This is a genomic window from Shewanella sp. 10N.7 (assembly GCF_020806285.1).
In the GTDB taxonomy this organism is placed as follows: Bacteria; Pseudomonadota; Gammaproteobacteria; order Enterobacterales; family Shewanellaceae; genus Shewanella; species Shewanella electrodiphila.
The window spans coordinates 161,958-182,458 of record NZ_JAJGZS010000002.1 but is presented as its reverse complement, the minus strand read 5'-3'; the positions used below and the strand labels follow the sequence as shown (position 1 = coordinate 182,458).

17 protein-coding genes are annotated in these 20,501 nt (G+C 40.4%); 13 read left to right on the top strand and 4 right to left on the bottom strand.

Features of this window, described 5'->3' with window-relative positions; all coding sequences use genetic code 11:
• Positions 1-21 precede the first annotated feature (21 nt).
• The 3 genes from LMH66_RS02690 to LMH66_RS02680 form a co-directional block, all read right to left on the bottom strand.
• Positions 22-2,670, bottom strand: a complete 2,649-nt coding sequence (locus LMH66_RS02690) for a parallel beta-helix domain-containing protein (protein ID WP_229368411.1) — start codon at positions 2,668-2,670, stop codon at positions 22-24.
• 242 nt (positions 2,671-2,912) lie between these two features.
• On the bottom strand, positions 2,913-3,980 hold the full coding sequence (locus LMH66_RS02685) for a DUF3083 family protein (RefSeq protein ID WP_229368410.1): 1,068 nt from the start codon (positions 3,978-3,980) through the stop codon (positions 2,913-2,915).
• 180 nt (positions 3,981-4,160) lie between these two features.
• Entirely contained in the window at positions 4,161-4,724 is a 564-nt protein-coding gene (locus tag LMH66_RS02680) for an arylesterase (protein ID WP_229368409.1), read from the bottom strand.
• 67 nt (positions 4,725-4,791) lie between these two features.
• Between LMH66_RS02680 and LMH66_RS02675 the strand changes: the two genes are divergently transcribed.
• The 4 genes from LMH66_RS02675 (at position 4,792) to LMH66_RS02660 (ending at position 9,435) form a co-directional block, all read left to right on the top strand.
• On the top strand, positions 4,792-5,523 hold the full coding sequence (locus tag LMH66_RS02675) for an ABC transporter ATP-binding protein (RefSeq protein ID WP_229368408.1): 732 nt from the start codon (positions 4,792-4,794) through the stop codon (positions 5,521-5,523).
• A complete protein-coding gene (locus LMH66_RS02670; RefSeq protein WP_229368407.1) occupies positions 5,523-8,006 on the top strand; it encodes an ABC transporter permease in 2,484 nt (827 codons plus the stop codon). Before LMH66_RS02675 ends, LMH66_RS02670 begins: the two co-directional genes overlap by 1 nt.
• Before the next feature lie 34 nt (positions 8,007-8,040).
• The gene (locus tag LMH66_RS02665; protein WP_102528775.1) at positions 8,041-8,334 is read left to right on the top strand and encodes an antibiotic biosynthesis monooxygenase family protein; all 294 of its coding nucleotides are present in this window, start codon (positions 8,041-8,043) and stop codon (positions 8,332-8,334) included.
• A 222-nt stretch (positions 8,335-8,556) separates the two neighbouring features.
• Positions 8,557-9,435 carry a LysR family transcriptional regulator gene (locus tag LMH66_RS02660; protein ID WP_102528774.1) on the top strand — a complete coding sequence of 293 codons (879 nt, stop codon included), beginning with the start codon at positions 8,557-8,559 and terminating at the stop codon, positions 9,433-9,435.
• Between the two features lie 167 nt (positions 9,436-9,602).
• On the opposite strand, the gene LMH66_RS02655 is transcribed toward LMH66_RS02660, so the two are convergent.
• The gene (locus tag LMH66_RS02655) at positions 9,603-10,502 is read right to left on the bottom strand and encodes a TIGR01777 family oxidoreductase (RefSeq protein ID WP_229368406.1); all 900 of its coding nucleotides are present in this window, start codon (positions 10,500-10,502) and stop codon (positions 9,603-9,605) included.
• Between the two features lie 530 nt (positions 10,503-11,032).
• Between LMH66_RS02655 and LMH66_RS02650 the strand changes: the two genes are divergently transcribed.
• The 9 genes from LMH66_RS02650 to LMH66_RS02610 all read left to right on the top strand — a co-directional run bounded on the left by LMH66_RS02650 (position 11,033) and on the right by LMH66_RS02610 (position 20,482).
• A complete protein-coding gene (locus tag LMH66_RS02650; protein ID WP_229368405.1) occupies positions 11,033-12,199 on the top strand; it encodes an AI-2E family transporter in 1,167 nt (388 codons plus the stop codon).
• A gap of 53 nt (positions 12,200-12,252) precedes the next feature.
• Entirely contained in the window at positions 12,253-13,182 is a 930-nt protein-coding gene (locus LMH66_RS02645; RefSeq protein ID WP_229368404.1) for a class I SAM-dependent methyltransferase, read from the top strand.
• 520 nt (positions 13,183-13,702) lie between these two features.
• Positions 13,703-13,861: a periplasmic nitrate reductase, NapE protein gene (locus tag LMH66_RS02640; RefSeq protein WP_102528770.1), complete on the top strand. Its 159-nt coding sequence runs from the start codon at positions 13,703-13,705 to the stop codon at positions 13,859-13,861.
• Between the two features lie 39 nt (positions 13,862-13,900).
• Positions 13,901-14,161 carry a chaperone NapD gene (locus LMH66_RS02635; protein ID WP_102528769.1) on the top strand — a complete coding sequence of 87 codons (261 nt, stop codon included), beginning with the start codon at positions 13,901-13,903 and terminating at the stop codon, positions 14,159-14,161.
• Between the two features lie 2 nt (positions 14,162-14,163).
• Positions 14,164-16,653: a nitrate reductase catalytic subunit NapA gene (gene napA, locus LMH66_RS02630; RefSeq protein WP_229368468.1), complete on the top strand. Its 2,490-nt coding sequence runs from the start codon at positions 14,164-14,166 to the stop codon at positions 16,651-16,653.
• A gap of 11 nt (positions 16,654-16,664) precedes the next feature.
• Positions 16,665-17,135 (top strand): nitrate reductase cytochrome c-type subunit, encoded by a 471-nt coding sequence (locus tag LMH66_RS02625; RefSeq protein ID WP_102528768.1) that lies wholly within the window; start codon positions 16,665-16,667, stop codon positions 17,133-17,135.
• Between the two features lie 8 nt (positions 17,136-17,143).
• Positions 17,144-17,743 carry a cytochrome c3 family protein gene (locus LMH66_RS02620; RefSeq protein WP_229368403.1) on the top strand — a complete coding sequence of 200 codons (600 nt, stop codon included), beginning with the start codon at positions 17,144-17,146 and terminating at the stop codon, positions 17,741-17,743.
• A gap of 173 nt (positions 17,744-17,916) precedes the next feature.
• Entirely contained in the window at positions 17,917-19,755 is a 1,839-nt protein-coding gene (locus LMH66_RS02615; protein ID WP_229368402.1) for an ABC transporter substrate-binding protein, read from the top strand.
• The gene (locus tag LMH66_RS02610; RefSeq protein WP_229368401.1) at positions 19,745-20,482 is read left to right on the top strand and encodes a substrate-binding periplasmic protein; all 738 of its coding nucleotides are present in this window, start codon (positions 19,745-19,747) and stop codon (positions 20,480-20,482) included. The genes LMH66_RS02615 and LMH66_RS02610 overlap by 11 nt, the downstream gene beginning before the upstream one ends.
• Positions 20,483-20,501: the final 19 nt, after the last annotated feature.

The following is a 20,501-nucleotide window of genomic DNA, read 5'->3' as shown; positions in this document are numbered from 1 at the left end:
TTCATCCTCTAAAGTGGCATTCTATGAACAAGACGCCGCTGGTAATCGCTTAATCCATTCACTGATCAAGGCAACACCTTCATCGTGAGACAGACTTCGGCCAATCTCTGGCATTCTATCTCCAGGATCATTAGTTTCCATTCTAAAGTGTAAAATAGACTCTTCAGGGTTACCTGGTACAACATCAAAGCCTAAGCTACCACCACCATAAGCGACTGGTGATTTACATGTTCCGTGGGAGAAACCTGCATCTTCAGCATAGCTACGCCAATACTCAAGCTTTAAGCCTGTGTTAGACGCGTTGCCTTCAGGGCGATGACAATGAGCGCAGTTAATATCTAAATAGCCTTTTGCAGCAGCCATTAGTTCAGTATCTGACATTGAACTAATATTATCTTCATCGCCATCTTGATACTCAGGTACCATATCAACATCTGTTAGGCTCGGAAGTCCTTGTAATATGCCTGCAGATTGCCATTTGGTTAACTGGTTCATGCTGCCATCAACATAAGCATAATCACGATTTAAATGACGTGCTTTAGGTCCGATAGGCATAAATACCGCATTACTGTCCTCATCAGCTTTAAACTGGTGGCATTGTTTACATTGGTTCATGTTGGGTACTACATAATCAAAGCTGAGCATTTCACCCTTATGGGTGACTTGCTTACCTTGAATCGCGCCAGCTTTAGCTAATACAGCATCTGACTTGTCTGCTTTCCACACATAAGGAAGCGCACTCCAGCCAGTTTCACGATGGATTAATAACCGTGTTTCGATTAAATCTTCATTAGCGAAGCCGCGTGCATTAGTGTTTTCTGGAAGTGCGAAGGTTTTACTGATCACTGTGCCAACAGGGAAGTCGAATGACTCATTCTCACTGTAGTCGGCTTTCGTTCCATCGGGTAAATAAACAAAACGATATTTGCTGGCATGATCGGTAAATAATGGTGTATTGAGATCGTAAGGTAATCCACCCGAATTTGGTGCATCGGTAGGGTTTGCCATGTCGGCAAATAGATTATAGTCAGACAAATTTGGGCAGTTAGCTTTTAATAGTGCATCCCAACTGACATTACTTCCTGATGCTTCACATAAACTTAAGTCGCCATCTCCTTCAAGGCCACCTTCGCCTTCACCGATTGAGCCTCCGCCACCGACTAAGGTGCCACCATCACAACCTGCGGTATCATCGTCGACGCCACAGCCAAAGATTTCATCGCCAAAGGTGACGGTATGGACAGGCAAACTGACTTGAGCACAATTCATTAATTCAGCTTGTGTTTTTTCATACAGTACATCAGCAATATTCATATCGGTATTATTGTTGGCATATAATTGACCAATACTGACATCACCATTATTTTGCGCACAAATATTGTCACTGCCATCAGGATTAAACGGCAATTCTTGTAAACCTAGATATGCCGCTGTGCCATTATTAGACAACATTTCCCCTAAGCCATCATATAAAATTCCGGGGAGTGAGCCATGGGTTAATACATAGGCTTTAATGATGTCTTCGATTAAATAACCTTTAGGCTTTTGGCCATATCCTGAGATGACGTTATCGTGAATCGAAATATTACGCGGAGTAGGGCGCCAACCATCTGCAATCGCTTGACCTGGTTGACCGTAATTACCCACAAATGTACTGATGTCTGGCTCGGCAATAAAGAAACTTGAAATGGTTAAGCCAACAGTGTCGTGGTTAGTAATTTCGTTATTAAAAATCTCTACATCATCAGTCGATAAAACAATCACCCCAGTCCCAGGTGGTACAATATGAACCCCAGCAGGATTTGACGATGCATTGGCAAAGTTCAGGGTATTATTGTCATAAACCTTGTTATTAAAGATACGAACACTGGAGCCATAGCGGTGATTATTAATCGGTAAATCGAAGACTAAAATACCACCTGTGTTACCCACAGCTTCGTTATCATATACATCGGCATATTTTGAGTTTTCGATCTCAATTCCTGCGACGTTTTCTTTAGCGATATTACGTCGAACCACTATGTACTCAGATTGGCCCACATAAATACCCGCATCGGCGCTACCGCGAACATAGGTATCTTCAATCAGGATATTCTCACATTCAACAGGGTATAGGCCATAAGCGCCATTACCTTCATCAAGTTCGCCTTCCCACACTGTCGCAAGGCGTCTTAAGATGATGCCATTGGTGTTTTTTAGCTTAATACCATTATTTTTTGCTTCGTTAACCGATAAATCCTGAATAATAATATTGATCGCATTTTGCACGAATATGCCATCACCAGAGTTAGCTTCAGAGAAATCGAGTACGGTATCATCTTGGCCATACCCCATGATGGTAATATTTTTAGCAAAGCTACCATCGCCGTCGACATCACCATCAAACAATAAAGTGGATTCGATTTTGAAGTTACCTTTAGGCAGCACAATAACATCATTACTTTGTGCGTTAATTAGGGCTTCTTGAATACTGATAGTAAGGTTATCGCCAGCTTCGACCATTATCGCACCTTCAGGAAAGGTTGGGCCGGTTTCTGCGGGTGGTTGAACGACTGGTGGGGTTTCGGTAACTGTGGTGTCATCATCATCTGAACCACAACCTGATAAACTCATAGTGACAGCTGTTGCTACAATGGTAGGCACCAGCCATGGCATCTTCTTGTTGAACATAGCATCTCCTGCTTTTTATTATTTATTTCCTACTCCTTAAGTTCCGCTAGAGGAGTGGATACGATTTATTTCGCATAACTCCAACATGCCTTGTTTGTTATTTGTTAATCAATGTGAGATCTGGCCACATTTAATTAACATGTACTTTTGAAGTTTATTACTGGGAGAGGAAAAAGGTAGGCAATAAAAAGTAGGACAATAAAAACGGCAGCGAGGCTGCCGTTTATAAATAATGGAGTCAGTTATGCTTTGTAACTAAGGTGTTGATGGAAACCTACCGTTAAATTAACATGCTCTTTATCAAAGTCGATGTCACCGATAAATTTGCGTATCGCATCTTCAACTTGGTTCATAAAGCGACCATAGCCACCATCAGAAATATTGCTATCATCTGCAACAACCACAAAACGTATAGCTTCAGCTATAACGTTTTCATCCCAATGACATATAGGGTTTGCATCGATAGAATTTGGGTCAAAACCAATCATTTGTAATTCATTGGTACTTTGTAAATCATCGAATTTACTGTTACGCACTAAAGGGTATTTACCATTAGCAACAACTGCCAATTTATTCAGTTGTTTCGACTGAGCGGCTTCAATAAAGTTTTGGCAAATACTTTGGTAGCTATCATTATAGTTTTTGTGATTTTCTGCTAATAGCTGATTTTTAATTCGGCGGCCAATTGGCATAGTGATCATAGCGTATGAAAGTGCACTGGCTTCTTCTGGTAATGGACAGTCACGATGTTGATAGCGACTATTTAGTGCTCTTAACTTGTAGCCGTATGTTTCTTTATGACCTTTATTTTTTGCATATAGATCATAAGAGATATGTTGGTGATCGCGTATTTTAGTCGCTAGACCTTGGATAGGTAATTGAGGCAATAAAGCTTGAGTAAACTCTCGGATCCGTGAGTGGAAATTTGCTGCATTACTACGGATCTCATCTCCAGTGGCTAAAAAAACCACCTTGAGTTTTTTAGCGCGATAATCTGCAACCATGTGCAAACTGTTTGCTTCATGATGTACAGGGTTGTAGAAAAAGCGTAGCTGCTCTTGAGTTGAAAAACAGTAAACTTCGTTATGAAAACGTACAACAGGAAGTTTATCTGTCGCAACAACGTGGACATTATAAAGTTCAAATTTATCAGCAGTTTCAAAAACAAGCTTGCTAAACTCTTGGTAACATTTCTCTAAGCTTTCATAATGCGCGATAAACTCATCAGTAAGTGGGAAACCAACGGTAATATACTGATTTTTTCTGGTCGTTGTAGGTAAATAAACTTTCTTTTGCCGACTGATAGCCATGAGATTTCCTTGTAGTCATAAACCAAATACTAAGCCTTATTGCTTAAAAACTTAATGTAGAATTAGTATTTTAGAACGTTTGAACAAAGTTATTTGTGTGTCATTCTATATGTTAAACCTTAAAATAAAATGACTAATTTGGGTTTTGCTCTCATTTTTAACTAAATATTTTAACCTTTATTACTTTTTTAACGCATCTATGATCCACGGTGCCATCCATTGCGTAATTTGTGGTTGAGCCTCGACATTTGGATGAATACCATCTCGTTGCATTAAGTCAGGGTTTGGTGCAATGTCCAACATAAAGAAAGGCACTAATGCAATGTCAAAGTCATCAGTAAGTTGATGGTAAACATCGTTGAACATTTTAGTGTATCTTGGACCGTAATTAGGTGGCACCATAATTTCAGTCAGTAATACATCAGCGCCACTGTCTTGAGACAAGCTAATGATTTTTGTAAGATTTGATTTCAGTTTGTTAGGCGGAAAACCACGAAGACCATCATTGCCACCCAGCTCAACTACGACTAGGTCAAATTGCGTTGAAGCCAGTAAATTCGGGAGTCTACGCAAACCACCTGCAGTAGTTTCACCGCTGACTGAGCCATTGATAATGTCATGTTCAGGGTGCTTATCACGTAACAATTGTACCCAACCTTGCTCTTCTGACATGCCATAACCTGCACTTAGACTATCACCTAAGATCAAAATCGTGGCAGCATAGCTAGAAGTGGAAACAAACATTGTAGATGCTACAAACAAAAATGCCGCAGTAAGCAGGCGTTTAGCCGGTAAATATAAGAAGGATCGTATGTCGACTAATTTTGCAAATAATTCAAGTGCCATTAATGTTACTAACCTCAATAAAACTGTAGTGACCCAAGAGGGAGAGCTTACTATCCTCAATGGCATTAATATGGATGTCAAGCAGGGCGACAGTATTGCTATTCTTGGCCCGTCAGGTTCTGGCAAGTCAACGTTACTGGGTTTGTTAGCTGCGCTCGATACACCCACCTCTGGTGAGATATTACTGGATGGTCAAGCCCTGTCTGGGCTTAATGAAGAACAAAAAGCGGCGCTGAGAAAACACAAAGTCAGCTTTATTTTTCAGTCTTTCATGTTAGTTGATACCTTAACCGCGCTGGAAAATGTCATGTTACCAGCTGAACTTGCAGGTGTCGTGAATGCGCGAGAGAAAGCTGAAAACATGCTTGAACGTGTGGGGTTATCACATCGCTTAACCCATTTACCTAAGCAATTATCTGGTGGTGAGCAGCAACGTGTTGCTATTGCACGTGCCTTTATTTGCGAGCCCAAAGTGCTATTTGCTGATGAGCCGACTGGTAACCTTGATAGTGCCAACGGCGATAAAATTGCCGATATGTTGTTTGCTTTGAACCAAGAAAGCGATACTACATTGGTATTAGTGACGCATGATTTAGAGCTAGCCAAACGCTGCAAAAGACAGTTAGTGATGGAAAATGGCCACTTATCTGAGCCTACAGTCAGTGAAGAGCAAAACGTCTCAGAGGAGGCGTGTTAATGGAATTACAATTAGCGTGGCGCTTATTTAAGCGCGAATTGATGCAGGGTCAGTTATTACTGATTGTACTTGCTATCACTTTAGCTGTGTTATCGGTCAGTGGGCTTGCGAGAGTGAGCGAGCGCTTACAAGTGGCAATTAACGGTGAGGCGGCCAATTTTATTGCGGCAGATAGAATCATTGATTCCCCTGCGCCGCTAAATGAGCAAGTATTGACGCTCGCTGAGTCGCTTGATATTAAGCATGTGACCAATATGAAATTTAACTCGATGGTTTATTCGGGTGATAATTTTCAATTAGTGACAATAAAAGCCGTGGGTGATGGCTATCCACTGCGTGGTGAAATCGAATTATCAACTGGCATTACACAAGCATTACCTCTAACAGGTGAGGCATGGTATGAAAACAGACTAGGCGGGTTATTAGGTTACCCAACCACCTTGGAGTTAGGTAATACCGAATTAAATTTATCTGCTGAGATTAGTCGATTACCTGATGCTGGCTTTAACCCGTTTGCTTCATCGCCAGTGTTATTAATGCGTTTAGATGATGTCGATGCGACTGGAATTATCCAACCAGGTAGCCGGGTAAGTTACGTCTATCAATTCGCAGGTGAAGCTGCTGCGTTAACTGAATTTGAAACTCAAGCTAAGCCGCTATTAAATAACAGTCAGCGTTGGACTGATGTGCAGTCAGGTGATTCACCAATTGCCTCAGCGGTGAAACGTGCAGAACGATTTTTATTATTAGCCAGTTTACTGGGTATTGCCTTAGCGTGTGCTGCGATAGGTATTGCTGCGCAGCGTTATTGCCAACGACATTATGATGTTGTGGCAATGCTCAAAACCTTTGGCGCATCTTCAAAACAAATTCGCACCTTGTTTGGCATTCACTTAATGCTCGTCACAGTATTGGGTATTGTTTTAGGTCTAATCGGTGGCTTGCTACTGGATATAGGTATTAACCAATTTTTACCTGCTGAAATAGCAGCCTATTCACCACCTTATTCAAGACCATTACTCTTAGGTGTCAGCACAGGTTTAATCAGCGCCTTTATGTTCTCTGCGTATCCTTTAATGCGTTTGCTGGCTATTCCACCTTTACGAGTATTGCAGCGACAGCTTGAAGGGCTGCAGTTCGGCATGTGGTTACACTTATTGTTAAGCCTTGGCGCAATGGCGTTGTTAGGCTATTTGTATTCACGCAGTATCGCGTTAACCATGACCGTTGTACTGGCTGTGTTATTACTGGGTGTATTACTGAGTATTTTAGGCTTTGCCATGATCCGTTTAGGTCATAGCGTCGGCATGAAAACCACCAATCCATTTCAGCTAGCCTTGGCAGGGCTTCGTCGCCGAGCGAGACAAAATGCGGTGCAACTGGTTGGTTTTAGTAGTGCGTTAGTGTTGTTATTGACGATTCTTGCACTTAGACAAGACTTATTGAATGAGTGGCAAAAGCAACTACCTGAAGATGCGCCAAATTATTTCTTGGTCAATATTGCCCCAGAAGATACCAAACCATTGGATGATTTTCTTGATAGTAACAAGATTATCGCAACTGATATTTATCCCGTGATCCGAGGCCGATTAACTCACATTAATGATGAAGAATTGATTTCTCGTCGAGAAGAGAAAGATGGCGCAGAAGGCCGAGTTGGGATCTCAAGAGAGCTAAACCTTACGTACAGAGAAACACTGCCGCCGAATAATGAAATTACCCAAGGGACTTTTAATCAGGCGGATGATGAAGTCTCGGTTGAAGCTGAAGTGGCTGAGCGTTTAGGGTTATCACTCAACGATACGATGACGTTTAATATCGATAATCAAAGTGTAAGCGTTAAGGTAACAAGCTTTAGGCAAGTGCAGTGGGAAACCCTGCAACCTAACTTTTTCATGATTTTTAAGCCTAAAGCTTTGGAGCCATTTTCGTATACTTCGATGGCCAGCTTCCATTTAAATGATCAAGATTTAAAGCAAGCGGGGAGTGATTTGACTGCCAATGGTGTGGTGCTACAACTCATCCAACAATTCCCAACAATATCTGTGATTGATGTTGGTGCTATGGTTGGGCAATTAAGACAAATTATTGAGCAAGTTTCACTATCTTTGTCACTGGTGCTGGCGCTAGTACTGCTAGCAAGTGCATTAGTATTGATAGCACAAACAGAAGCTGGAATGGCAACCAGGCAGCGCGAACTCGCAGTGCTTAGAACCTTTGGAGCATCTGGTTGGCTGCTACGCTCAGCGACTGGGCTAGAGTTTGCTTTATTAGGTGCAATAGCGGGTATCTTAGCGGTAATCGTGGCTGAATTTGCATTGTATATGCTGAAAACTCAAGTGTTTGAATTAGTGGTATATATGCATTGGCCGTGGTGGGGGATTGCGCCATTAGCTGGTGCCGCTGTGGTGGCTTTTTTAGGCATGTGGCGCTGTCGTCAATTACTGAATCAGTCATGCAGTGAATTGCTCAAAGCGGGTTAGTATTAAAACCCACTAACATCTAAAGGATTTGGATATGTTTGCGGTTATCTTTAAGGCTAAAGTGGGCGAGCAAAATCAACATTATCTTGATACTGTTGCGATTATGCGTGATTTAGCATTTGAGCAATATGGCTGTATTGATTTTATTGCCGTGTCAGAAGGGGAGCAAGAAATTGCAATTTCTTACTGGCAGTCAGAAGATGACATCAAACGCTGGCATCAGGATTCAAAGCATAGCGTTGCGCAGAAACTAGGCCAAGATAAGTGGTATGCGTCCTATACCGTTGAGGTTGTCGAGGTAAAAAGAAAATACAGCTTCGGTGAATAAATTAGTTTCAGTTAATAAATTTTCTTTGGTGAATCAGAAAAGCTTGGATGATTAATTTAGCTTGTTGAACTCATCATATTCATCCGTTAATTAAATGCCGTTAAGCCAGCTTAACGGCATTTTTGTATCTATACTTATCAAGAATGCAATTTATAATAATTTATTGTTATATGGGGTTGTTGTTATAGTAGCGGAATTGTCAGATGTGACTCAGTGGATTTTATGATTAATCAAAAATGGCTAACGACCTTCCTTAAACTTGCTGAAGTCGGGCATTTTACTCAAACGGCAGAACAATTGTTTATGACCCAACCCGGTGTCAGTCAACATGTGCAGAAGTTAGAACAGCAGTTAAATGTGCAACTTATTCAACGTTTTGGGAAAAGGTTTGAGCTTACAGATGCTGGCATGCAACTACAGCAATATGGCGAGCAAGCGTTAAAACAACAAGAGCAGTTTCTCAGTGATATTCAACAGGATTCACCTTTTATAGGAGAATGTCGCTTTGGTTGTTCAGGCTCTCTTGCTTTGTGGCTGTATCCACACTTTATCGATTACCAGATATTGCATCCTGAGTTATCTGTGTCAATAGAAGCTGGGCCGAATAAAAGAGTGATTGAGCAAGTATTTAATAACGATATCGACATTGGTATTGTGACTCAGTTTGTCTCTAACCCTGAGTTGGAAGTGACGCCAATAGGTGATGATAACTTTTGTTTAATTGTGCCGGCAGCTTATAAAGACAAGGAAATTTCATTTGAACAACTCACCTCACTGGGGCTGATTTCTCACCCAGATGCCAAGCATTACCTACAGTTATTGATCAACAGTAATTTTAAAACTGAGCAAGCTGGTAGCATTCCAATTGCAAGCTATGTCAATCAGTTAAATCAAATTTTACTTCCGGTTGCAAAAGGGCTTGGATTTACCGTATTACCAGAGTTTGCGGTAAACAGTTTTAGTCAACCAGAATGTATTTTTGTGGCCAAGTTAACTCATCAAGTTAAAGAGCCACTGTTTATGATCCGCAAAAAATTTCGTCCATTACCTAAACGTTATGATTGGTTTATTGAAACCACGACAGCGTTAGTGAACAAGTGATTTATTGATTTATTGATTTATTGATATGATTTGGTATGGCTGCTGATATCCGAAGGGGCAAACGAAAAGTTATTGGCTTAGTAAGATAATGGAAAGCGCAATCAATGGGTTTAATAACCATTGATTGCCTTAGCGTTATAGCGAACTCTTTAAAGCGTTTATCGACCTTAAGCTTTAAGTATCGAATCTAGTGCGGGTGAGATATCTGGGTATTTATAGTTAAAACCTGATGCCAATGTTCTTTTAGGCAGTACAAATTGACCTTCTACAATTAAATCAGCCATTTCACCCATAGCAAGTCTTAGTGCAATGACTGGAGTCGGAATGCAGGCAGGACGGTTCAAGCTTGAGCCAATGGATTCGGCGAATTGCTTATGGTTTACTGGATTAGGCGCCGTTGCATTAAATACACCATGGGCTTGTTCTGTTGTCAGCAAATGCAAAATTAATTGAGTTAAATCGTCAATGTGTATCCAACTAACACCATGTACCCCTTTGCCAATAGGACCGCCCAAACCCAACTTAAATGGCGGTAACATCTTAGCTAATGCGCCGCCATTTTTACCCAGCACAATCCCAATTCTGAGCACACAAACTCGCGTTTTCTCAGATTGTGCTTTTAAGGCAAGGTGCTCCCATTCACTGCAAACTTGATGGCTAAATTCATCGTGAGCTTGGCTATCTTCATCTACAGGTGTATTACCTTGTCGTCCGTAAAATCCAATCGCAGATGCACTAATAAAGCTTGCTGGTGGCGTGTCACTTTGTTTAATTAACTGAGTTAGCAATGCGGTGATATTCCAGCGACTGTCGCAAATTTGCTGTTTTTGTTGGTTACTCCATCTTTTACCTACAATAGGCTCGCCAGCAAGATTTATCACGCTATCAAAATCATTTAAGTTTTTTAGTTGATTGAGGTCATCTAAATACTGATGTTCAGCACCTAAAGTCTGTGTTGCTTGGGTGATATTTCGAGTCACAATGGTGAGCTGATGCGATTGTTGACTTAATAATGCGACTAGCTGTTTACCGACAAACCCAGTTGCACCTGTTATTAATATTTTCATATTCTCACCACTTTAAATTGTCAGTTGAAACTACAGCTCAGTTGTTAAAAATCAATAAAACTTACTCTTTTACACAGTTTGATACGATATAAAAGCATCAGTAGATCAGCTGTCATGCAAATCTTATAAAACTCTACTTATAAACCTCTACTTATAAACCTTTAAGGGTAATAAGGTTTACTAAACGCATTTCTACCTCATTGGGTTCGTATTTAGTATTGGTTCAGTTAATCTAAGTTAAACTCACGACAGAAGTGTCGCTGTAATGAGATTATTCTTTGTGAAGCACATTTAATAAAATAGCCGTAATATAGTCATTCATAGACTAATGATATATGAGTATAATGCGTAAGTTATTATTATTGTGCTAGTTTAATAGTAGATTTAATCATCAGGATTAATGCAAACGTCTTTTAATCCATTTTAAAACAACATTTAGTGTCTTGTGTTTTCCATCATGCTTCTAAATCGAGCTTATAAATACATGCGCACTTCTATGTGATATTCCAATAATACCAAAGGGTTTAAATATGAGTGGCGGCAATTCTTCATCGATGGCGTTTCGTGGATTCGCTATCATGGCGTGTTTAGTGGTGATTTTAGCGGGAATTAAAACAGCAAGCCCCATTGTCGTGCCGTTTGTATTATCTGCATTTTTAGCCGTAATCTGTAATCCAGCGATTCAATTCATGACACGCTATCGTGTACCTAAATGGCTTTCTGTTATTTTATTGATGATGTTTATTGTCATGATGGGGCTATGGCTTGCGAGTTTAGTTGGGAGTTCGATAAACGAGTTCTCTCAACAAATGCCATTCTATCGTCAACAATTAATTGAGCAGTTTTCTTGGGTGTTAGAAAAACTCAATTCAATGAATATCAATATTTCGAAAGACAAAGTTCTTGAATATTTTGACCCTGGTATGGCGTTGAGCATGACAACTAATATGTTGTCTGGTGTTGGCAATGTGATGGCCAACTTATTCTTAATCATACTGACTATTATCTTTATGTTATTTGAAGCTCAGTCTTTACCGAAGAAGCTGCATTTTGCGTTAGATGATCCAGATATGCGTCTAAAGCAAATCGATAAATTTTTACATTCTGTAAATCAATACATGGTGATAAAAACGTTAGTGAGTATCGCTACGGGTATTATCATTGGCATTGGCTTATCTATTATTGGTGTTGATTACGCTTTGTTGTGGGCTGTAGTGGCTTTCTTATTCAACTATATTCCGAATATCGGCTCAATCATTGCGGCTATTCCTGCGGTATTATTAGCGTTTATTCAAATGGGTCCAGGTGCTGCAGGGGTAACTGCACTTTTATATCTTGGGACTAATACGGTTATGGGCAACGCTGTCGAACCGAGATTCATGGGGAGAGGCCTAGGTTTATCGACGTTAGTGGTATTCCTGTCGTTGATCTTTTGGGGCTGGTTACTAGGCTCTGTTGGTATGCTGCTATCTGTACCGTTAACCATGGTTGTCAAAATTGCACTTGAGTCCAGTGAAGACGGTAAATGGTTTGCTATTTTGCTTTCTGATGAAGTGTCTACTGATACAGTGGCAAGTGATTATGTAGCAAGTGAAAGCCAGACTGATAAAAACGACTCAGCTGATGGCATAGATTTAAACTCTGACTCATCCGAATTGCAACAAGCAGAAGCTGTTAAGACGGCTGAAAAACCTTAAACAGCAAAACGTCGATAAATTAATTAAATAATTGAATATTGTGAAAGTAAAAAATGAATTTTGATAGTGATGAATTTCCACTTGGCCAAGCACTTGCCCAAGTACAATTAACTGATGAACTTAGCCGCATTTTCCATGGCCGAGGCGGTCGTTTTGCAGGTTTAGAGCACCTATGTTTGGATTGGTTTAAGCCTGTACTGTTATTAACCAGCTTTAAAGAGCTATCTGAAGGTGAGCGCTTAATGTTGACTGATGCCGTTGCAGCTGTTTGGCAACAACATCATAGTGAATTGAGCTTTAATTTGGTATTCCAATACCGTAATGCAGGTAAAACGGTTACTGAAATTGTGGCAGGTGAAGTGCCTGAAAAGCACATTGTCTCAGAAAATGGCGCAGATTTTTTAGTGCATCTGTTGCGTGGACAAAACCACGGTATTTTTCTTGATATGGCGAATGGACGTCGCTGGGTTAAGGAGCATGCAAAAGATAAAAAAGTATTAAACCTTTTTGCATATACTTGCGCATTCTCAGTGGTTGGTTTACAAGGCGGCGCTACCGAAGTTGTTAACATGGATATGAGTAAAGGCGCACTGAGCATTGGCAAACAAAATCATTTGCTTAACGGATTTGAATCAGGGGCCAGATTTTTAGGTCATGATATTTTTAGGTCATGGGGCAAGCTAACTAAATTAGGCCCTTATGATTTAATTGTTGCCGATCCACCGAGTAATCAAAAAGGCAGTTTTGTTGCAACTAAAGACTATGTAAGACTTTTACGTAGGCTACCTGAGTTACTTGCTGTAGATGGTGAGGTGCTGCTGTGTTTGAATGCGCCTGAATTGGGTTGTGATTTTTTGATGCAACAGGTTGCTGAAACCGCGCCAAGTTTGACATTTGTTGAGCGTATTGAAAATCCACCAGTCTTTGCTGATATCGATGAGCAGAAGTCGCTAAAAGTACTTCGATATCGTGTTAATCCGTAATTATAATTATCAATAAACTGGAAATTTAACAGCACAATTGAATATATATTCAGTTGTGCTTTTTTATGAAATGCGTTGCTTGTCGTTTAATTTTGAACCAAAGTAATTGAACCAAAGCAAGCGAGTTCAAGCTGCGTAAATGGAAATCGCTGAAGCTTTAAACACTCAAAATAACTCTTTTTACTCTCCTATATTAGCAAATTATAACTTAACAAGTTGATAACTTCTCTGGAAGCGACTATATATACTTAAGTATTATATTCTGATTTGAACAAACCTTTGTGATTGTTGTAAGTATGCTAATGCTTTTCCCTTCCATCAGTTCTAGTTGAATAAGTCAAAAAGATACCTTTGTATTGCAAGTGTTTAATCTGTTTTTATGATCTAGATCAACAAAGACACGTTTTACCAATTTGTGAGTATATAGTTTAGTCTTTGATTAAAGATAAAATTCTCGCAAATCTTAGTATGTAACAACTAAGTTACATCACTTTTATTCTAAACCTCTACTGGAGGCTCCATGAGTACAGATCCGCAAAGCGAAAAAAGCCTGGAATTTAAGATTTTTATCTTCTTGACGGTTTTTTTAGCGCCAATCTTATCGGCACTATTAGTCAGTGCACTCGGTTTTACCATATGGTTCAGTCAAATCCTTTCAGGCCCACCGGGTGCTGGTTAGCCATTAATTAATAACAAAAATAAAAGAGAAGTATTCTTGATGAGCAAAAAAGAAATTCATGTAACCAGCCTAATCGTCCAAGTCCATCCTGATCAAATGGGTGATGTGCGTGAAAAGATTATGGCGATGGAAAATGCTGAACTATCAGTAAACAACGAAATGAAGATTGTAGTGGTGATTGAAGGACCGACTCAGCGTTCTTTAATGGATGACATCTCTACCATAAATGCTATCCCTGGTGTGCTAACAGCCACTATGGTTTATCACCAAAGCGAAGAGCTAGAAGAGGGTGAAGAATGAGTATGAACAGACGTGAATTTATGAAAGCCAATGCTGCTATAGCAGCAGCTGGCGTAGCCGGTATGGCATTACCTGCAACAGCAAGTAACCTGATTACGAGTTCAGAGCAGACAAAATTAGAGTGGAATAAAGCGCCTTGTCGTTTTTGTGGTACGGGCTGTTCAGTTATCGTAGCCACCAGAGACGGTAAAGTGGTTGCTACTCATGGCGATGCAAAAAGTGAAGTTAACAAAGGCCTTAACTGCGTCAAAGGTTACTTCCTTTCAAAAATTATGTACGGCCGTGATCGCCTGCAAACCCCGATGTTACGTATGACTGACGGCAAATACGACAAAAATGGTGAATTTACCCCAGTTAGCTGGGATATGGCGTTCGACACCATGGCTGAAAAATGGAAAAAGACCATTAAAGCTAAAGGGCCGACTGCAGTAGGTATGTTTGGTTCGGGCCAATGGACCGTTTGGGAAGGTTATGCAGCTGTTAAGCTGATGAAGGCCGGTTTTGGTTCAAATAATATTGACCCTAATGCGCGTCACTGTATGGCATCAGCGGTAGGTGGGTTCATGCGTACCTTTGGTATTGATGAGCCAATGGGCTGTTACGATGATATGGAAGCGGCTGACGCATTTGTATTATGGGGCTCAAACATGGCTGAAATGCATCCCATTCTTTGGACTCGCGTGACTGACCGCCGTTTAAGTGCACCACATGTAAAAGTGGCAGTACTGTCGACCTTCCAACATCGTTCATTTGATTTGGCTGATTTACCGATTGTATTTACCCCGCAAACAGATTTAGCAATGCTTAACTTTATTGCGAATTACATTATTCAAAATGACAAAGTCGATAAAGACTTTATCAGTAAGCATGTTAATTTCCGTAAAGGCGAAACGGATATTGGTTACGGTTTACGTGCCTCACACCCGTTGCAGAAAAAAGCCAAGAATGTTGATACTGCTGGTGATTCAACCCCAATCGATTTTGAAGAATTCAAAAAATTTGTTGCAGATTACGATGTTGAAAGTGTCAGTAAATTATCGGGTGTGCCAGAGCATAAACTGATTGAACTTGCTGAGTTATACGCTGATCCTAAGAAGAAAGTCACTTCATTCTGGACCATGGGCTTTAATCAGCACACACGTGGTGTTTGGTGTAACAACCTGATTTATAACATTCACTTGTTAGTCGGTAAGATTTCGACTCCAGGTAACAGTCCTTTCTCGTTAACTGGTCAGCCTTCTGCATGTGGTACTGCTCGTGAAGTGGGTACATTCTCACATCGTTTACCTGCAGATATGGTTGTGACTAATCCTAAGCACCGTAAGCTTGCGGAAGATATTTGGAATATTCCAAGTGGCATTATCCCACCTAAACCGGGCTATCACGCTGTTGAGCAAAATCGACGTCTTAAAGATGGAGATTTAAACTGTTATTGGGTGCAAGTGAATAACAATATGCAGGCTGCTGCGAACATGAATGAAGAAGGCTTACCGGGCTACCGTAACCCTGACAACTTCATTGTGGTGTCAGATGCATACCCAACAGTCACGACTCAAGCGGGCGATTTGATTCTTCCTTCTGCCATGTGGGTAGAAAAAGAGGGTGCATACGGTAACGCTGAACGTCGTACTCAGTTCTGGCATCAAATGGTTCAAGCTCCAGGCGAGTCAATGTCTGACTTATGGCAGTTGATGGAATTTTCTAAGCGTTTTACGACTGACGAAGTGTGGTCAAAAGATGTGCTTGATGCTAACCCTGAATTTAAAGGAAAAACGTTATTTGAAGTCCTTTACCAAAATGGCAACGTAGAGAAATTCCCGTTAAGTGACACTGATCCTAAGTTTATGAATAACGAAGCTAAGCACTTTGGCTTCTATGTTCAAAAAGGGTTATTTGAAGAATATGCTGAATTTGGCCGTGGTCATGGTCATGATTTAGCTGACTTTGATCGCTATCATACTGAGCATGGTCTTCGCTGGCCTGTGGTTGATGGTAAAGAAACTAAATGGCGTTTCCGTGAAGGTGCTGATCCTTATGTTAAAGCCGGTAAAGGATTCGAGTTCTACGGTAAGCCAGATGGAAAAGCAGTGATTTTTGCCTTGCCATATGAGCCAGCGCCTGAAATGCCAGATGAAGAGTTTGATATTTGGTTATCCACAGGGCGCGTATTAGAACATTGGCACTCAGGTTCAATGACTCAACGTGTTCCTGAGCTTTATAAAGCCTTCCCTGATGCTGTGTGTTTCATGCATCCAGATGATGCTAAAAAGCGTGGTTTACGTCGAGGTGATGAAGTTAAAGTCATTTCACGTCGTGGTGAGATTAAAACCCGCGTTGAAACTAGAGGTCGTAACAAGCCGCCTGTTGGATTGGTTTTCGTACCATGGTTTGATGCTAGCCAGCTGATTAATAAAGTTACACTTGATGCGACAGATCCATTGTCGAAACAAACTGACTTTAAAAAGTGTGCGGTTAAGATTGTCAAAGCCTAAGGAGAACGACCATGAAAGCAGGTAAAATTTTATCAATGATTGCGTTATTGGGCTTCTCTTTTAGTTTGATGGCTGCATCAGTACCTGAAGAAAAAATTGCCACGTTGCGTTTAGCACCAATTGAAGTTGAGCCAACACCGCCAGCGATGCAAAAGGTGATTAATTCTGATGTAAAACAGGTGCGCAATTATCCAATGCAACCACCGGTTATTCCGCATCGCATTGATGGTTACCAGATTGATTTGAAAGTAAACAAATGTATGCAGTGCCATGCGCGTAATAGTACTGGGCACTCACAAGCACCTATGGTGAGTGTGACGCATTATATGGATAGAGAAAATAACTTCTTGGCATCTTTATCGCCGCGTCGTTATTACTGTACTCAATGCCATGTATCTCAATTAGATGCCAAGATACTTGTCGAGAATGATTTCGTTGATGTTAAAGAGTTAATGAAACATTCTTCAACAACTGAGCACTAGGAGCGTTTATGATTTCAAAATTACTAGAAAACCTGAAGTTAATTTGGAAGGTACTTAATCGTCCAAGTGTTCACTACAGTCTAGGTTTTCTAACTCTTGGTGGCTTTGTTGCTGGTGTGATTTTCTGGGGGGGCTTTAACACTGCCTTAGAAGTAACTAACCAAGAACAGTTTTGTATTGGTTGCCATGAGATGGAAAATAACGTTTACGAAGAGTTGAAAACGACCATTCATTTCACTAACCGAAGTGGTGTGCGCGCTACGTGTCCTGATTGTCATGTTCCCCATAACTGGACTGATAAAATTGCCCGTAAAATGCAAGCATCTAAAGAGGTTTGGGGTAAGGTATTTGGCACCATTAATACTCGTGAAAAGTTTGAAGCTAAACGTCGTCACCTGGCCGAGAATGAGTGGAATAGATTAAAAGCAAATGATTCATTAGAGTGTCGTAATTGTCATAACTTCGACTACATGGATTTTACGCGTCAATCTAAACGTGCATCACAAATGCATTCAACTTCACTCGCCAGTGGTGAGAAAACCTGTATTGATTGTCATAAAGGTATTGCACATCAATTACCTGACATGGCAGGCGTAGAAGGTTTTTAAATAAATTTAACGTTTAAATTTTATGTTAACTAGATTTTAAATTAACAATAAAAGGCCAGCATTAGCTGGCCTTTTTCATACATATAGGGCTATATTAAATAGATAAATTATTCTGTAGTAATAAAGACTTAATTTGGCTAACTTATCTTGAATCGAACACTGAAGCTGGATGCATGCAGAAATTGATACCATTATTAAACACTAGCATTTTAAACATCACTAGAGCTTTACTGAGAGTTGTAGTCTCAGTCACGCTTAGTACGGCTGTTGTCGCTACTACTGTTATCGCTGTCGAACCTCAATTAAATGATAAAAATCATCCTCAAAACAACCTTCTCGTAAACTCACAGCTTGAGCATACTCAACAAGATACCTATGAACAGCAGCTTAATCCTCTGCAGCTTCAATGGCTAAAATCTGAATTTCAACAATCCACTTTATCTTTAGCTGAACAGAAAAAAGAGATGCTGTGGTTTCAGCATAAAGCACAAGCTTTTAAGGGAATGGAAATTCGGGTGGTGTCGGAGCGAATAAATACTCATCAATACGAAGCCAATGTGCTAGCTAAAGCTTTCTTCGACATTACAGGTATTCACGTTATTCATGAGTTGACGAATGAAGATGATGTGATTAAAAAGTTTTCAGCACAATTGATGACCGGTCAGCGACTTTATGATGCTTATATCAGTGATAGTGATTTAATTGGTAGTCACTTTAGACAGCAGCATGTAATGTCGATTACTGATCTAATCAATCATCACGCAAAAGATTACACCTTACCAACGCTAGATTTAAGTGACTTCATTGGGCTTGCATTTACTACAGGACCTGACGGGAAAATTTATCAACTACCTGATCAGCAGTTTGCAAACTTATATTGGTATAGGAGTGATTGGTTTGCTAATTCAGATTATCAAAAGCGATTTGAATCAAAATATGGTTACCCATTAGGAATTCCTCAGAACTGGCAAGCCTATGAAGATATTGCCAACTTTTTTACCAATGATATTGGCGAAATCGCAGGTACCAAAGTATATGGTCATATGGATTACGCTAAATCTGATCCTTCTTTAGGCTGGCGTATTTCGGATGCATGGTTGTCTATGGCTGGAGTAGGTGACAAAGGCTTACCTAATGGACTTCCTGTAGATGAGTGGGGCATCCGTGTTGAAGATTGCCGTCCAGTAGGCGCCAGTATTGAACGAGGTGGAGCACTAAATAGTCCAGCAGCGATTTATGCCATAGAGAAGTATAAAGATTGGCTAATAAAATACGCGCCTCCTGAAGCACAACAGTTAACGTTCTCTGAGTCTGGGGGTTGGGCTGCCAAAGGCAATATTGCCCAACAAATATTTTGGTATACCGCCTTTGTGCCTGATTACACAAAAAAGGGTTTATCGGTGATGAATATTGATGGCACCCCTAAATGGCGTGTTGCGCCTTCACCTGTAGGTAAGTATTGGCAAAAAGGCATGAAATCAGGTTATCAAGATACTGGTGCTTGGACTTTTCTAAATCATACTCCAGAAGAAAATCAAATTGCAGCTTGGCTATATGCACAGTTTGTTGTATCTAAAACGGTTTCATTAAAGAAAACGTTAGTCGGCGCAACGCCAATACGTCAATCGGACATCGCATCAGATATTATGACTGAACAAGCTCCATATCTTGGTGGGCTAGTAGAGTTTTATCGAAGCCATGCAAGGGATGTTTGGACACCAACAGGCACCAATGTACCAGACTATCCCGGTATGGCTGGTTATTGGTGGCAAGCTATTAGTCGTATTATTGAAGGTGAGTTATCTGTTACTGATGGAATGAATGCTTTAGCTGAGCAAATAGATCAGCATTTAATTCGTTTGCAAGATCAAGATTTAATTTGCGGGCCAAAAGTGAATAAGCAGGTAAAACCTTCTATTTGGTTAAATAAACCTGGCTCGCCAAAGCAGTTAATGCCAGAAGAAGTAAAAGGGAAAACCTTACCTTTTGAGGAGGCAATAAATGCTTGGTAAAAAGCTAGCTTATTTATTGTTGTGTGTTTGGTATTTATCAATCAATGCTGTCACTTCTGTATCTGCTTCTGAAATCACAGTATATACCTATCAGCACGTACCTTTTGCAGAGCAAACTGATGCTCATCATCAAGGCATGATTATTGACATCATTGATGAGTTATTTACTCGTGCAAATATGGAATACAAAGTGATATTTAACCCACTTAAACGTGGTTTAACGATGACCGCAAGAGACCAAAATGTTTGTGTGTTACCTATAGTTCGCACCCAACAGATAGAAAGTGAATATCGCTGGGTTGGACCTATTTTAGTTTCAAGATATGGTTTATTCAGTGCGAAAAGTAAATCAATGCCTTTGGTAACGCTTCAAGATGCTAAGCATTTGTCTATCGGCACTTATTTAGGCAGTGGCATTAGTGAATATTTAGATTCGTTTCGCTATCAGGTTCAGCTAACAAACGAAGATGGATTAAATATTAAGAAACTTGATAGAGGCCGAATTGACCTATGGGCAGCGGAGTTGATTAGTGCTAAGGCATTAATGACGCAATCAAAAACGCAATTAGGTGAACCTGAACTTATATTCCACACATCTTTACGGGCGATGGCGTGTAATGAGGCTTTAGATGTATCTAAACATCAGGCGTTGGTCAATGCACTAAATGAAATGTATCAAGATGGCTTTATGGCGAAAATCAATTTAGCCTACGGAGCTTCCCTGTAGGTAGGCCATGGGGGTATTA

Bases quoted from the DNA above. Each gene is read 5' to 3' on its own strand.
- LMH66_RS02675 (WP_229368408.1), top strand. From the start codon at position 4,792: ATGTCGACTAATTTTGCAAATAATTCAAGTGCCATTAATGTTACTAAC.
- LMH66_RS02660 (WP_102528774.1), top strand. From the start codon at position 8,557: ATGATTAATCAAAAATGGCTAACGACCTTCCTTAAACTTGCTGAAGTC.
- LMH66_RS02635 (WP_102528769.1), top strand. From the start codon at position 13,901: ATGAGCAAAAAAGAAATTCATGTAACCAGCCTAATCGTCCAAGTCCAT.
- LMH66_RS02625 (WP_102528768.1), top strand. From the start codon at position 16,665: ATGAAAGCAGGTAAAATTTTATCAATGATTGCGTTATTGGGCTTCTCT.
- LMH66_RS02610 (WP_229368401.1), top strand. From the start codon at position 19,745: ATGCTTGGTAAAAAGCTAGCTTATTTATTGTTGTGTGTTTGGTATTTA.
- napA (WP_229368468.1), top strand. From the start codon at position 14,164: ATGAACAGACGTGAATTTATGAAAGCCAATGCTGCTATAGCAGCAGCT.
- LMH66_RS02670 (WP_229368407.1), top strand. From the start codon at position 5,523: ATGGAATTACAATTAGCGTGGCGCTTATTTAAGCGCGAATTGATGCAG.
- LMH66_RS02650 (WP_229368405.1), top strand. From the start codon at position 11,033: ATGAGTGGCGGCAATTCTTCATCGATGGCGTTTCGTGGATTCGCTATC.
- LMH66_RS02665 (WP_102528775.1), top strand. From the start codon at position 8,041: ATGTTTGCGGTTATCTTTAAGGCTAAAGTGGGCGAGCAAAATCAACAT.
- LMH66_RS02680 (WP_229368409.1), bottom strand. From the start codon at position 4,724: ATGTTTGTTTCCACTTCTAGCTATGCTGCCACGATTTTGATCTTAGGT.
- LMH66_RS02655 (WP_229368406.1), bottom strand. From the start codon at position 10,502: ATGAAAATATTAATAACAGGTGCAACTGGGTTTGTCGGTAAACAGCTA.
- LMH66_RS02690 (WP_229368411.1), bottom strand. From the start codon at position 2,670: ATGTTCAACAAGAAGATGCCATGGCTGGTGCCTACCATTGTAGCAACA.
- LMH66_RS02620 (WP_229368403.1), top strand. From the start codon at position 17,144: ATGATTTCAAAATTACTAGAAAACCTGAAGTTAATTTGGAAGGTACTT.
- LMH66_RS02685 (WP_229368410.1), bottom strand. From the start codon at position 3,980: ATGGCTATCAGTCGGCAAAAGAAAGTTTATTTACCTACAACGACCAGA.
- LMH66_RS02615 (WP_229368402.1), top strand. From the start codon at position 17,917: ATGCAGAAATTGATACCATTATTAAACACTAGCATTTTAAACATCACT.
- LMH66_RS02640 (WP_102528770.1), top strand. From the start codon at position 13,703: ATGAGTACAGATCCGCAAAGCGAAAAAAGCCTGGAATTTAAGATTTTT.
- LMH66_RS02645 (WP_229368404.1), top strand. From the start codon at position 12,253: ATGAATTTTGATAGTGATGAATTTCCACTTGGCCAAGCACTTGCCCAA.